Genomic DNA, 13,121 nt, shown 5'->3' with positions numbered 1-13,121 from the left:
TGCATATTGTTTAATTTACCAGACAGGCAACACCTTCTAACTCATCTTCATCATTTGAAGAGATATGTCCGTCATTGATGTACATATAGTAGTAATGATTGCCTCCCCATCCCTCTGAAGACCAGAAAACACTACCCAAAAATTGAGCATTTTGCTTCGAAATATCGCCCCATTCCTGCCACAATGAATCAGACGGAATTTGTCGCAGATTTTTAGTTGTCGATAAATCATCCGTATCTGGCTGGCTATATCCCTGCGACTCACACCAGTCCTTTGCATCTTTCCAGTCCATTTTAACGGTGCTGAAGGTGAAGAATTTTTTCGGATCAAAATTTATTCGGGCAATGGCTTTATCGTTGCTGGCTTGAATCGTAACCGGGCCTTTGGTGAGGAAAGTCACGACGCCATCCTGTGTAACAGTCGCAACATTTATATTACTGCTCTTCCATATTATCTGCGATGCAGGGTTGTCTGTTTCCAGCTGAATCTCGGCACCCGGCCAGGCGGTGTGCAAAATATTATCCGAAGTGACCGTTTTACTCTGGCTGGTTCCGGGGGCAACAATATAATCCGTAAAGTTCACTGAATGCGGATTGACCGGCCCGTCGGTAATATTATCTGCGTCATCATTGGTGCTTATATCCGGAACGGTAATCGCTTCGCCGGTGCGGGGAATCCCCGTTTGCGTTTGAGATTGTAAAGCCACGCCAATATTGCAACCGTAATCGGCGGAGGTAATGGTGTAGCTGTTCACCTGTGACGCCAGTACGCGACTACCTTTTGTCGGGTGGTCGCAGGTCCAGACGATGGATGCCAGCGTGGCATCTGCATCTCCTTCGTTATCCTCTAATTCCCACGCTAATGTGACGACATCGCCTTCATCGAGTTCATCGGTGTCATCGTGTTCGCTGATTTTTTTCAAATCGACTTTATTGCTGGCACCGGCATTATTTTTGATGACCGGAGGCGTGCCATTTACAATACCTGCCGCTTCCGTCATGACATATCCGGCCTGTGGCTCTGTTGCCTCGGCCCGACAATGTGTCGTGAAAGCGAGTAATATCAGGAGAGAAAACCCTGAATAGGTAAAATATTTAGACAACATAATTTCATCCTGATTTTTTGAGCCTGATAACGCTCAGAGGATGTGAAAAGCTGAGCACTTTCGTGCCCAGCTTTCAAATAACATTCCCGATAAGTTGATTAACCGGCAACGTTAATTATTTCTTAACCGACTGAACGTTTCTTACTGATTTCAGTAATGGTGCGTAATCGACTTTCAGGCTGTAACCCTGAACGCCGTCTGCGCCAGCGGTCGCGAAGACAGAAGTGGCCTGAGCATTGGTTGCAGGAATGACCAGATCTTTATTATTCGTTGCAGATACAGCATAACCGCCCGCCGTGCCGGTGGTGGCGCTGGTGCCATCGAAGTACCATTTGTAGTTATAGTTGCTGGTTGCTTCCAGTTCGCCGGCATCCCATGTGCCGTTGTTGTTCGCGTCATACCAGGTTTTGAACTGATAAGTGTGACCGACCAGCAGCTGGCTATTTGCCTTGCCAATCAGGTTGACGGTCGGTGCCGTAGCATCAACAATTTCTACGCCGACATTACCGCCGACGATTGGACCGCTTGGAATATCATCACCAGCGTCGTTGCTACTGACGTCTTCAATGGTAATCAGCTGGCCTTTTGACGGCGTACCGGTAGAGGATTGCTCGGTAATTTCAGCCCCCAGATAGCGGCCTGCATCCGTTGCTGCAATGGTATAGGTATTGTTGCCGTCGTTGTCGATACTCTTCCTATCGGCACCTTTACCGTCGCTGGTGGTAAACCACTTGATGGTCGTTTTACTGCTGTCAACGTCACCTTCTTGATCGATAAAATTGTAATGGAGCAAAATTTTATCGCCCGGCGACATCGCGGCGGAGGAGCCACTTTCATGACCGTTTGAGAAAGAAACGCTGTGCTGTGTTTGACTGGCCCCCGTACCTCTTAATACGGGTATGGTCCCGATCAGCTGACCGGCGGAATCGGTCATATCAGCCAAAGCAACGTGTGAGCAGCCGGCAAATAACAGGCTGGCCAGAAGGGTTTTATTAAACTTTGTCATATCAATATCACTCTGTAAGTTTGTATTCAGTTAATGTATAAAGCAGATTTTTCCAGGACTTAATTGCCTGAGAGACTTTTCAAAAGCTTGGAGCCAGCATCGGATAATTCAAAATCAACTTTCAAATCAAATCCCTGAACGCCGCTTTGTCCTGCCGACGTTAATACCGTGGTGGCCTGTGCATTGGTTTCAGGAATAACCAGGTTTTGGTTATCCGTATTACTGGCGGCATAACCGCCTTTATCACCTTGCGGATTAATGCCGTCAAACAGCCACTTATAATTCACCAGGGAAATAATCGGTGTTTTGTCTGTTTCGGAAATCGTTTCCCGGTCGGTAGGATCCCACTGACCATTTTTATTACTGTCATAGGCCACTCTGAATTTATATTCGTGACCTAATAAAAGATGATTGCCTTTTGTTGCCGTCAGATTCACATCGGGATTCTGTGTATCAACAATAGCCGTGACGATTTCTTTATTTCCGGCATTAAAATCTACAAGAACCTGATTCGTTTGCTGGTTCTCATGATCAACCGGCGTGGCGATAATAGAGAAAATACCCGGCAACGTACTGGCGATGGTGGATTTGCCTTTATCGGGTAAATTCACGTAATAAAGGCCGCCGGTATTTTTATCGCAATCCTCTTTGGAAGCGTGGATTTTAATTTCATGCTCATGGTTTTTATCTGCAACGGCATAAGCGTGGAAATTCATATTCAGATTTTCACCGGTCAACGCCGTCGTTTCGCCTTGCAAACCTGACACCTTGGCACCGCTGGCTTCAAGATCAACGGTGTCTTTGCCGTTTGCGTTGCGTTTCACGGCTTTGTCACTTTGAGTGTCGTTCTTGATTGCCAACTGATAGCTGACCGGAGCTTCGGAAACTTTAATTTTCACCACGTTGGACTGTTTGCTGTCGCCTTTATCATCGCTAAACGTGACGGCTAAATCGTATTCGTTAGCGTGCGGGTCTTTCGAACTGACCCAAGCCGGAAACGTCAGCGTCCAGTGGTTATTGTTACCGGCACTGATATTCGATTTCGGCGACAGCGCCGGTAAGCCCAGCGTATTTTCGGCTGAATATCCGCCGACCGGCACCCAGCGTGCGGAGACGATTTTCCGGTGAGATTTAATATCGGCATTCAATGTCCAGTGACAGCCTTCGTAGGCCTGTGCCTGGTCGGGGTCATCAGCCAGAATACATTGCGGCGCCGTGTTCGTGGGTTTGAGATATACATCAATATCGAGATCTTTAACTTCGCGATATTCCAGAACGATATCGTTGTTACGATCGACAAAATCCATCCGGCTGCCTGCCAGCGTGCGCATATCGGCAACCGCTGACGCATCCAGTTGTTTCGAAAGCGGCGTACCGATGTGGTAGTCAAAACTGATATTCGCGGTCAGTTCGCTCTCATCAGAATTACCTTGTTTATACCCTGCACCTATCGTCACTAATGGCACCGGTGTGTAGTCAACGCCGAGCGTGACGGAAGAAGGATCTTCCTCAAGATTATCGGTGCCGAAAAGCGCAACCTGATCGCCATAATATTGTTCATAAACCAGTGATGAACCTAATTGCGGATACGCTGGCAAATAGGTCTGGAGCCGGACATCCCAACCCTGTGCCGGGCGCTCTTCGTAATTATCGAAGTCTTTTGACGTTTTCCATTGCGAGAGCGGAATATAATAATTCCCGCTGAGTTTTAAGAAGTTCGTCCAGACTTCAGAACCAATACTTCCCCGGCGATGACCACGACTGATGTCGTAGTCATAAAAAGCATTAACACCGAGCAACCAGTCTTTATTCACGTTATAACGAACGCCTGCGCCGATATTAGCAATATTTCGGCCGTCTTTGCTGTGCGCTGAGAACTGATTGAAAATCAGCGTACTTTCACCGGCATACCAGGGAATTAAATAATCCAGTGATGAACCGTCCAGACTGCCGTCATCACCGACATTCAGCGTCGTTTTGACATGACCATAAGGTGACAGCAGTTGTTCAGCCTGTGATTGCACAGCCTGCGTTGCTGCGCCTTTACCGTACTGATACAGCTGACTTTTAGTTCCTTCGACGCTCAGGTTTTGGAAACCCTGCTGCGCTTCGTTTGTTAAAATTTGCTCAGATTTTTTCCCGATACTTTGGCTGTCGTTTTCACTATTACTGGCCGGAGCCTTGTCTGAAAATACATCCTGGCTGCCGAGCGTTGGAAGGATGAAACCTTCTTGTGCGCAGACAGGAAAGCTCATCAAAATACAAAGTGCGATCTTTATATATTTAAATGGCATGTATTTTTTCATAATATAATATTAACTTTAATTAGTTTGAATATTGTCAAATAATTACACGCGTCCAATTATGGACGGTTTGTTTTCCCGGAAGTCTTATTCCGGGGGCATTGTCTTTATTCTTGTGTTTTTTACAATATAAACGTGCTGGAATATATTGCCTGAGGTTAAATCATTTCTTAATTATCTAGCTGGTGAATGAATCATACCCTCATTCATTTTTATTTTGTATGTCCACAAATGGACGTGGTACTTATTTCCCATAAGGGCTGCGGATCCTGTTCACATAAACCAGCATTTCAACGTGTTGCTAAAACAACCAATAGCTAATAAAGTCAAAGACTCATTTACGGCTGTGCAACACGCCAGAACCTTCTTCGTGAGACGTTGATTTCCATGCCTGCTCCCGCTTTACCCGAAAGTTCGTCTTCAAACATCACACTGCGAATTCTCTCCATTCTGGTGTTCAACTTTGCCAACTACCTGACGATCGGCCTGCCGCTGGCGATTTTGCCCGGTTATGTCCACGACCATCTGGGCTTCAGCGCGTTCTGGGCGGGGCTGGTGATCAGCCTGCAATATTTCGCGACGCTGCTGAGCCGGCCGCACGCGGGGCGTTACGCCGATAAAGTCGGGCCAAAGCGGGTTGTGATGCTCGGGCTAAGCGGCTGTCTGCTCAGCGGCGTGTTTTATTTGCTTGCGCTATGGATGGACGCCTCGCCGGTGGCCAGCCTGACGCTGTTATGTCTCGGGCGTTTACTGCTGGGTGCGGGGCAAAGTTTTGCCGGAACCGGTTCGACGCTGTGGGGCATTGGCGTGGTCGGTTCGCTGCATATCGGCAAGGTGATTTCGTGGAGCGGGGTGGTGACGTATGGTGCGATGGCGATTGGTGCGCCGCTTGGCGTGGGGATTTTCAGCCTGGGCGGCCTGACGTTATTGTCTGTGTGTATCATTTTGGTCGCGCTGACGGCGCTCCTGGCGGCGTGGTGTAAACCGCCGGTGGCGGGGAAAGGCTCCGCGCAAATTCCGTTCACTCAGGTGCTGGGAAAAATTTTGCCCTACGGCATGATGCTCGCGCTGGCGTCCACCGGTTTTGGTGTGATCGCCACGTTCATCACGCTGTTTTACGATGCCAAAGGCTGGTCCGGTGCGGCGTTCTCGCTGACGTTTTTCAGCGCGGCGTTTATCGGTATGCGGTTGCTGTTCCCGAACTGCATCAACCGTTTTGGTGGTTTACGCGTTGCGCTGGCCTGCTTTGTGGTGGAAATTGCCGGGCTGATCCTGGTCTTTTTTGCGCCGACGTCGCTGGTCGCCATGGGCGGCGCATTCCTGACAGGTGCGGGCTTCTCGCTGGTCTTCCCGGCGCTCGGCGTGGTAGCAGTTAAAAAATTGCCACAGGAAAATCAGGGCAGCGCACTGGCGACCTATTCTGCGTTTCTCGATTTATCACTGGGAATTACCGGCCCGCTGGCGGGAATACTGATGGCGCAGGCCGGTATTGACTCGATTTATCTGGGGTCGGCGCTGCTGGTATTCATCGCTTTGGCGCTGGTTCTGCGGCATTTACCGCGCGAAGCCCGCGCCTCCGTCTGAACAGATTAAACGCCGTGGATACGCCCCATATGAAGCGTATCTACAAACTCGCCGTCGCGCATGGCGTAGCACGGGCTGCGGCCTTCAATGCTAAAACCATGCTTCTTGTACAGCCCGATAGCGGCCTCGTTATCGGCGTAGACCGTCAGCTCGACGCGTTTCACATTCAGCCATTTGTCGCAGAGTTCCAGCGCGGCTTCGAGCAATTTGCTGCCCACGCCACGCCCCTGAAAGCCGCTATCCACGCCCACGCCGAAAGACGCGACATGGCGGCGGCGCCAGATATCTTCGACCATCAGCGTCAGATTGCCGACGAGTTTGCCGTCAATACAGGCGACCAGCGCAAATCTGCCGGGAGACTGATTGGCCAGACGGTCTTCCCATAGCGAGGCGGGTGGATAAGGAAGCCGGAGGGTGCCGCTGTAAACAGGAACCTGAGCGTACAGGTGTTGAAGCGCTTCGGCGTCTCTGGCTTCAGCGTGGCGGATGACTATTTCGCTCATGGCGACACTCCTCTTTTTGTGGTTACTGTTTGAATATCCTCTACATTTATCAGGAATTGGATAAGAGTCAATCGAATGTTAGGTGAAAAATAATGCTTTACAAGTGCGAATGATAATGATTATTATTGCCATGCGTTCCGGGGATGGCCTCACACCAAGGTCAAACGGGTCCCCATGAATGCACGACATTGCTCACATTGCTTCCAGTATTACTTAGCCAGCCGGGTGCTGGCTTTTTTTTATCCTTTTTTCCTTCATATTTCCGGCTGGTAGTGCGTTGGCTGTACTCGCTCACCCCGGTCACATACTTATGTATGCTCCCGGGGATTCGTTCCCTTGCCGCCTTCTCCCAACCTGAACTATTTTGGAAAAACTTTTTTCTTATCTTTCCCACAACACGAACTATTTCGAAAAAAACGCATCTTTCCTTTTTCTAACTCTTCCACAAATCCTTTGGATTTAATCATCTGCATTTGTTCATATTTTTTGAACAGAGGGGTGAAGTTTTTACGCTTTCTTATTCTCAGGCGTTGACTAGACTAGAGAAAACATTGAGGAGAGTTGAACATGATCTACTTACGTCAGGCACAAGAACGCGGTCACGCAAGTCACGGCTGGCTGGAAAGCTGGCATACCTTCTCTTTCGCCGATTATTACGATGCAAACTTTATGGGCTTCTCCGCGCTGCGGGTGATCAATGAAGATTTCATCGATGCGGGGCAGGGGTTTGGTAAGCATCCGCACAAAGACATGGAAATTCTGACCTACGTGCTCGAAGGTACCGTGGAACATCAGGACAGCATGGGCAATAAAGAGCAGATTCAGGCGGGTGAGTTCCAGATTATGAGTGCCGGAACCGGCGTGACGCACTCCGAGTACAACGGAAACAGCGACCGTAAGCTGCATCTTTATCAGATTTGGATCATTCCGGATAAAAAAGGTCTGGAACCGCGTTACGAACAGCGCCTGTTCGACGCGCCGCAAGGCCGCCAGCTGGTGCTTTCGCCCGATGCCCGCGACGGCTCGCTGAAAGTGTTCCAGGATATGGAGCTCTCCCGCTGGGCGCTGAAAAAAGACGAACAGTCGGTTTATACGATCCGGGCTGAACGCCGTGTATGGATCCAGGTGGTGAAAGGCACCGTGTCCATTAACGGCCAGAAAGCCGGGCCGAGCGACGCGCTGGCGATCTGGGATGAAACGGCGTTGTCCGTGCATGCCGATGAAGACAGTGAAATTCTGCTGTTTGACCTGCCACCGGTCTGATGATTTCTGGCACCCCTGTTGAAGGCGACTCCGGTCGCCTTTTTTGTTTTTGTCCCATAGTCCTTTTCCCCGCATTTGCATTGCTGAATTTTTCCGCTTCGTGATGCTATTCACACCCGCAACAAATCGACCGGCAATTTTTTGACCCTCTTCGCACATTACTTTCGGCACGATGGAAACCGGTTTCCAAAGAGACTCAAATACCCTCAGCAAGAGAAACGGGCAGAACATAAATCATCTGGGAGTAAAGCAAAAATGAAAAGAATCATGCTTTGTTGTTCGGCGGGGATGTCGACCAGTTTGTTAGTTCGCAAAATGAAAGAGGTCGCAGCGCAGCGCGGCGAAGACGTGCAGATTGACGCATTCGGGGCCAGCGAGTTTGACGAAAAATTCCGTGATTATCAGGTGGTGCTGCTCGGGCCACAGGTGCGTTATATGCAGGGCGATTTGTCGGCGAGAGCGGCGGAATTCAATATTCCGGTCGAAGTGATCAACATGATGGATTACGGCATGCAGCGCGGCGATAACGTGCTGGACTTCGCCTTCGGCCTGATCGCACAGGAAGGAAGCCGCGTATGAGTGGCCTTTATCAGGCGATGGTTAACGTCATCGAAAAGCACATCACGCCACTGGCGGGCAGCGTGGGCCAGCAACGGCATGTGATTGCGATCCGCGACGGTTTTATTGCCGCACTGCCTTTCATGATTATCGGGTCGTTCATGCTGGTTTTTATTTTTCCGCCATTCTCGCCGGATACCACCAACGGTTTCGCGCGCGGCTGGCTGGATCTCTCGCTGAAATATCGCGAACAGCTGATGCTGCCGTGGTATCTGAGCATGGGCGTGATGACCTTTTTCATCTCGGTCGGTATCGGCGCGAGCCTCGGTAAATATTACAAACTTGACCCGATCATGACCGGTTTGCTGGCGTTTATGGCCTTTCTGCTGGTCGCCGCGCCGTATCACGACAAACAAATTTCGACGCAATACTTCTCAGGCGAAGGCATTTTTACCGCGATACTGACGGCCATTTACGCCGTCGAAGTGTATGCGCTGCTGAAACGCCGCAATATTACGATCCGCCTGCCAAAAGAAGTGCCGACCGGTGTGGCGCGTTCGTTTGAAATCCTGATCCCCGTGGTGGTGATTGTCGCTACACTGCATCCGCTGAACCTGTTTATTCAGTCCACCACCGGCATGATTATTCCTGAAGCGATTATGCATCTGCTGGCGCCGCTGGTTTCCGCGTCGGATTCCCTGCCTGCCATTTTAATTTCCGTATTTATCTGCCAGGTGCTGTGGTTCGCCGGTATTCACGGTGCGCTGATTGTCACCGGCATTATGAACCCGTTCTGGATGACCAATCTGGCGCTGAACCAGACCGCATTGCAGGCGGGAGAACCGCTGCCGCACATTTATCTGCAAGGTTTCTGGGATCACTATCTGCTGATTGGCGGCGTCGGTTCGACCCTGCCGCTGGCGATTTTGCTGTTGTGCAGCAAGGCCGTACATCTGCGGACGATCGGCAAAATGGGCGTGGTACCGAGCTTCTTTAACATCAACGAACCGATTCTGTTCGGCACGCCGATTATCATGAATCCGGTGTTTTTCCTGCCGTTCACGTTGGTGCCAATGCTCAACGCCGTTTTCGCCTATACCGCCACAAAACTCGGCTGGGTCGCGCAAGTGGTGTCGCTCACACCCTGGACAACGCCTGCGCCGATTGGTGCGTCATGGGCCGCAAACTGGGCATTCAGCCCGGTAATTATGTGCCTGTTCTGTATGGTGTTATCAGCAGTGATGTATTACCCGTTCCTGAAAGCGTACGAACGTACCTTACTGAAACAGGAAGCGGAAAAGGCCGGTGCCCAAACGGCGGGTAACGCCGTACCGGTAAACAGTTAAAACGCAAAGCAACGGACAGCGAGGATGACGATGAAATACGCATTTCCCAAAGAGTTCTGGTGGGGCAGCGCCAGCTCTGCACCGCAAACGGAAGGTGAAACCCTGAGCCACGGTAAAAGCGCGACGGTCTGGGATCACTGGTATTCGCAGCAACCGACGCGTTTCCATAACGACGTCGGCCCGCAGGACACATCGACGTTTTATAAAAACTGGCGCGAGGACATCGCGCTGCTAAAACAGCTCAACCACAACACGTTCCGCACCTCAATTTCCTGGGCGAGGCTGATCCCCGGCGGAAAGGGCGAAGTGAACCCGGAAGCCGTGGCGTTTTATAATCAGGTGATTGACGAAATGCTGGCGCAGGGCGTGCAGCCGTTTATCAACCTGTTCCATTTCGATATGCCGATGGCGATGCAGGAAATTGGCGGCTGGGAAAACCGCGACGTGGTGGAGGCTTACGCAAAATATGCCGATACCTGTTTTGCGCTGTTCGGTGACCGCGTGAAACACTGGTTCACGTTCAACGAACCGGTCGTGCCGGTGGAAGGCGGTTACTTGTATGATTTCCACTATCCGAATGTAGTGGATTTCAAACGCGCCGCGACGGTGGCGTATCACACCATGCTGGCGCATTCGCTGGCGGTGAAAGCCTACCGCGCCCGCCAGCAGGGCGGCGAAATTGGCATCATTCTCAACCTCACGCCGTCGTACCCGCGTTCGCAAAATCCGGCAGATTTGAAAGCCGCGAACATTGCCGACCTGATGTTTAACCGCAGTTTTCTGGATCCGGCGCTGCGCGGTGAATATCCGCAGGAACTGGTGGAATTGCTGAAAAAACACGGCCAGCTTCCGGCGTGTCAGGAAGGCGATGCGGCGCTGTTGCAGCAGGGCGTGGTGGATTTACTGGGGATCAATTATTACCAGCCACGCCGGATCCAGTGCCGCGACAGCATGGTGAATCCTGAAAGTCCGTTTATGCCGGAATGGTTCTTTGATAACTACGTGATGCCGGGACGCAAAATGAACCCGCACCGTGGCTGGGAAATTTACGAGCAGGGGATCTACGATATCCTGACCAATCTGCGCGAAAACTACGGCAATCCGCGTTGTTTTATTTCCGAAAACGGCATGGGTGTGGAAAATGAACTGCGCTTCGAACAGGCGGGGCGGATTGACGATGACTACCGCATCGAGTTTGTCAGCGGACATCTGAAATGGTTACACCGCGCCTTGCAGGAAGGCAGTGGCTGTCTTGGCTACCATATGTGGACATTTATCGACTGCTGGTCATGGATGAATGCGTACAAAAACCGCTATGGTTTCGTGCAGCTGGATCTCGCCACCCAAAAACGGACGGTGAAGAAAAGCGGCGAATGGTTCGCGAACGTGTCTAAAAACAACGGTTTCGATTAACAAAGGAACGGCATGGCAAACATAAACGACGTCTCGCGGCTGGCGAACGTGTCGAAAGCGACGGTTTCCCGTGTCCTGAGTGGCAGCCGCGGAGTAAAAGAGGAAAGCCGCCTGGCCGTGATGCAGGCGGTGGAAACGCTGCAATACAAACCGAGCGTGATAGCGCAGTCGCTGTCTACGCAGTCCACCGGCTGTATTGGCGTGATTTGTGCGGCAGAAAACATCAACCAGTCGACCGGATATCTGCACGCGCTGGAAAAAGAGTTACGGCTGAACCAGAAATATTTGCTGTTGAGATTCGCCACCGATGCGGCGGGTCTGGCGCATTCTGTCAACGAAATCGGCAGAGGGTTATGCGATGCGATGATCGTTATCGGCGCACGTTTTGAACTGCCGCCGTTGCCAGAAAACGTCATTACGATTGATTGTCTGGATGAAGATTCCGAGCGGAGCATTCACTTTGACCGCAGCTTTGCCGCCGAAACCGCCTGCCAGTATGTGTTGCAGCAAGGGCGCAGGCAGATTGCGCTGATAAACGCAGCAAACGGCGAAACTGCCGGACAAATCTTGCAGGGATATCATCAGGCGCTGGAAAAATTCCTGCTGCCGTACGACCGGCGGCTGGTTCACAGTGGCGAACAGGCGCTGACGCAACTGCTGGCGCAAAACGTTCCGTTCAACGCATTGCTGGTGCCGGACGATGCCTGCGCGCAGGATGCCCTGCGGCAACTCGCGCAACACGGGCGCGCCGTGCCCGCCAGCGTGATGGTTTTCAGCCTCGACAGCACGTTGCCGCCGGGGATTTCCGCCGTTCCGGCCATCACGTATCCGCTGGAAACGCTGGCACAAACCGCCATGGCGCTGCTCGCCGGGCAATTTTCAGCGAACGCGGGCGCACCGGTGCGCGGGCAGCTTTCTATCCCTTTCTGACCCACATCTCATGTCGCGCAGCAACGGATACCCGCCTGCGCGATTGTTTGCTACCATTACGCTCTGATCCCCTTAATCCAGTTCATTGAAAAACGTGAAGAAAAAAAGGCCCGTACTCCAGGATGTTGCCGACAAAGTGGGCATCACCAAAATGACGGTCAGCCGTTATTTGCGCAATCCCGAACAAGTTTCCAGCGCCTTGCAGGAAAAGATTTCGGCTGCGCTCGATGAACTGGGTTACATCCCAAACCGCGCCCCGGATATTCTCTCGAACGCCAAAAGTCGTGCCATCGGCGTGTTGCTGCCGTCGCTGACCAACCAGGTGTTCGCCGAAGTGCTGCGCGGCATCGAAAGTGTCACGGATATTCACGGCTACCAGACCATGCTGGCGCACTACGGTTACAGCCAGGAGCGCGAAGAACAGCGCCTCACCTCCCTGCTTTCTTACAATATCGACGGCCTGATTTTGTCCGAACGCCATCACACCGCGCGTACGCTGAAAATGATCGAAGTCGCCGGTATTCCGGTCGTTGAGATGATGGATTGCGTCTCGCCGTGCGTCGATCTGGCGGTCGGTTTTAACAACTTCGAAGCCGCTCGGCAGATGACGCAGCAGATTATTGCGCACGGGCACCGGCATGTGGTGTATTTCGGCGCTCGTCAGGATGAACGCACGATCATCAAACAGCAGGGTTACGAGCAGGCGATGCGGGAATCCGGGCTGGAACCTTACAGCGTCATGACCAGCCGGTCATCGAGCTACAGCGGCGGCGCGGAATTACTGCGTCAGGCGCAAAAAGACTGGCCGCAAATCGACAGTATTTTCTGCACCAACGATGATCTTGCGGCGGGCGCATTCTTTGAATGTTTACGGCAGGGGTTGAGCATTCCGTCACAAATGGCGATTGCCGGTTTCCACGGTCACAACATGGGACAGGCAATGGAGCCACCGCTCGCCAGCGTACTCACGCCGCGCGAAAGAATGGGGCAGATTTCCGCCGAACGCCTGCTGGCGAGGTTGCGCGGCGAAGAAGTCGTACCGAGAATGGTGGATGTTGGTTTCACCATCTCGGCAGGCGGAAGTATTTGATTTGAAACTACTTCCCCTCT

The 13,121-nt window shown here is 51.8% G+C and carries 11 protein-coding genes; 7 read left to right on the top strand and 4 right to left on the bottom strand.

Going from position 1 to position 13,121, the window contains the following annotated elements; translation table 11 throughout:
• Nucleotides 1-10 precede the first annotated feature (10 nt).
• The 3 genes from ACM5QY_RS03475 to ACM5QY_RS03465 form a co-directional block, all read right to left on the bottom strand.
• Entirely contained in the window at nt 11-1,105 is a 1,095-nt protein-coding gene (locus tag ACM5QY_RS03475) for an Ig-like domain-containing protein (RefSeq protein ID WP_416119214.1), read from the bottom strand.
• Between the two features lie 115 nt (nt 1,106-1,220).
• Nucleotides 1,221-2,111, bottom strand: coding sequence for a SinI family autotransporter-associated protein (locus ACM5QY_RS03470; protein WP_416119213.1), 891 nt, complete (start codon nt 2,109-2,111; stop codon nt 1,221-1,223).
• A 59-nt stretch (nt 2,112-2,170) separates the two neighbouring features.
• On the bottom strand, nt 2,171-4,405 hold the full coding sequence (locus tag ACM5QY_RS03465) for an inverse autotransporter beta domain-containing protein (RefSeq protein WP_416119212.1): 2,235 nt from the start codon (nt 4,403-4,405) through the stop codon (nt 2,171-2,173).
• Between the two features lie 396 nt (nt 4,406-4,801).
• Between ACM5QY_RS03465 and ACM5QY_RS03460 the strand changes: the two genes are divergently transcribed.
• On the top strand, nt 4,802-5,998 hold the full coding sequence (locus ACM5QY_RS03460) for an MFS transporter (protein WP_416119211.1): 1,197 nt from the start codon (nt 4,802-4,804) through the stop codon (nt 5,996-5,998).
• A 5-nt stretch (nt 5,999-6,003) separates the two neighbouring features.
• Here ACM5QY_RS03460 and ACM5QY_RS03455 read toward each other — a convergent pair whose 3' ends face one another.
• Entirely contained in the window at nt 6,004-6,501 is a 498-nt protein-coding gene (locus tag ACM5QY_RS03455) for a GNAT family N-acetyltransferase (protein WP_416119210.1), read from the bottom strand.
• A 567-nt stretch (nt 6,502-7,068) separates the two neighbouring features.
• On the opposite strand from ACM5QY_RS03455, the gene ACM5QY_RS03450 reads away from it, so the two are divergent.
• From ACM5QY_RS03450 to gntR, 6 genes are all read left to right on the top strand, one after another.
• A complete protein-coding gene (locus ACM5QY_RS03450) occupies nt 7,069-7,764 on the top strand; it encodes a pirin family protein (protein WP_416119209.1) in 696 nt (231 codons plus the stop codon).
• 255 nt (nt 7,765-8,019) lie between these two features.
• Nucleotides 8,020-8,343 (top strand): PTS sugar transporter subunit IIB, encoded by a 324-nt coding sequence (locus ACM5QY_RS03445; protein ID WP_101077532.1) that lies wholly within the window; start codon nt 8,020-8,022, stop codon nt 8,341-8,343.
• On the top strand, nt 8,340-9,668 hold the full coding sequence (locus ACM5QY_RS03440) for a PTS sugar transporter subunit IIC (RefSeq protein ID WP_104923706.1): 1,329 nt from the start codon (nt 8,340-8,342) through the stop codon (nt 9,666-9,668). The genes ACM5QY_RS03445 and ACM5QY_RS03440 overlap by 4 nt, the downstream gene beginning before the upstream one ends.
• A gap of 30 nt (nt 9,669-9,698) precedes the next feature.
• Nucleotides 9,699-11,081, top strand: coding sequence for a glycoside hydrolase family 1 protein (locus tag ACM5QY_RS03435; RefSeq protein WP_416119208.1), 1,383 nt, complete (start codon nt 9,699-9,701; stop codon nt 11,079-11,081).
• Nucleotides 11,082-11,093: 12 nt separating this feature from the next.
• The gene (locus tag ACM5QY_RS03430; protein WP_416119207.1) at nt 11,094-12,011 is read left to right on the top strand and encodes a LacI family DNA-binding transcriptional regulator; all 918 of its coding nucleotides are present in this window, start codon (nt 11,094-11,096) and stop codon (nt 12,009-12,011) included.
• Between the two features lie 94 nt (nt 12,012-12,105).
• A complete protein-coding gene (gene gntR / locus ACM5QY_RS03425) occupies nt 12,106-13,101 on the top strand; it encodes a gluconate operon transcriptional repressor GntR (protein ID WP_410149855.1) in 996 nt (331 codons plus the stop codon).
• Nucleotides 13,102-13,121: the final 20 nt, after the last annotated feature.

This window comes from Rahnella sp. PCH160, from assembly GCF_047784855.1.
In the GTDB taxonomy this organism is placed as follows: domain Bacteria; phylum Pseudomonadota; class Gammaproteobacteria; order Enterobacterales; family Enterobacteriaceae; genus Rahnella.
The sequence above is the reverse complement of the archived record's forward strand: the minus strand, read 5'-3'. Positions and strand labels throughout refer to the sequence as shown.

What these genes read in the sequence shown, in the direction of transcription:
- ACM5QY_RS03475 (WP_416119214.1), bottom strand. Translation starts at nt 1,105, where the DNA reads ATGTTGTCTAAATATTTTACCTATTCAGGGTTTTCTCTCCTGATATTA.
- ACM5QY_RS03470 (WP_416119213.1), bottom strand. Translation starts at nt 2,111, where the DNA reads ATGACAAAGTTTAATAAAACCCTTCTGGCCAGCCTGTTATTTGCCGGC.
- ACM5QY_RS03465 (WP_416119212.1), bottom strand. Translation starts at nt 4,405, where the DNA reads ATGCCATTTAAATATATAAAGATCGCACTTTGTATTTTGATGAGCTTT.
- ACM5QY_RS03460 (WP_416119211.1), top strand. Translation starts at nt 4,802, where the DNA reads ATGCCTGCTCCCGCTTTACCCGAAAGTTCGTCTTCAAACATCACACTG.
- ACM5QY_RS03455 (WP_416119210.1), bottom strand. Translation starts at nt 6,501, where the DNA reads ATGAGCGAAATAGTCATCCGCCACGCTGAAGCCAGAGACGCCGAAGCG.
- ACM5QY_RS03450 (WP_416119209.1), top strand. Translation starts at nt 7,069, where the DNA reads ATGATCTACTTACGTCAGGCACAAGAACGCGGTCACGCAAGTCACGGC.
- ACM5QY_RS03445 (WP_101077532.1), top strand. Translation starts at nt 8,020, where the DNA reads ATGAAAAGAATCATGCTTTGTTGTTCGGCGGGGATGTCGACCAGTTTG.
- ACM5QY_RS03440 (WP_104923706.1), top strand. Translation starts at nt 8,340, where the DNA reads ATGAGTGGCCTTTATCAGGCGATGGTTAACGTCATCGAAAAGCACATC.
- ACM5QY_RS03435 (WP_416119208.1), top strand. Translation starts at nt 9,699, where the DNA reads ATGAAATACGCATTTCCCAAAGAGTTCTGGTGGGGCAGCGCCAGCTCT.
- ACM5QY_RS03430 (WP_416119207.1), top strand. Translation starts at nt 11,094, where the DNA reads ATGGCAAACATAAACGACGTCTCGCGGCTGGCGAACGTGTCGAAAGCG.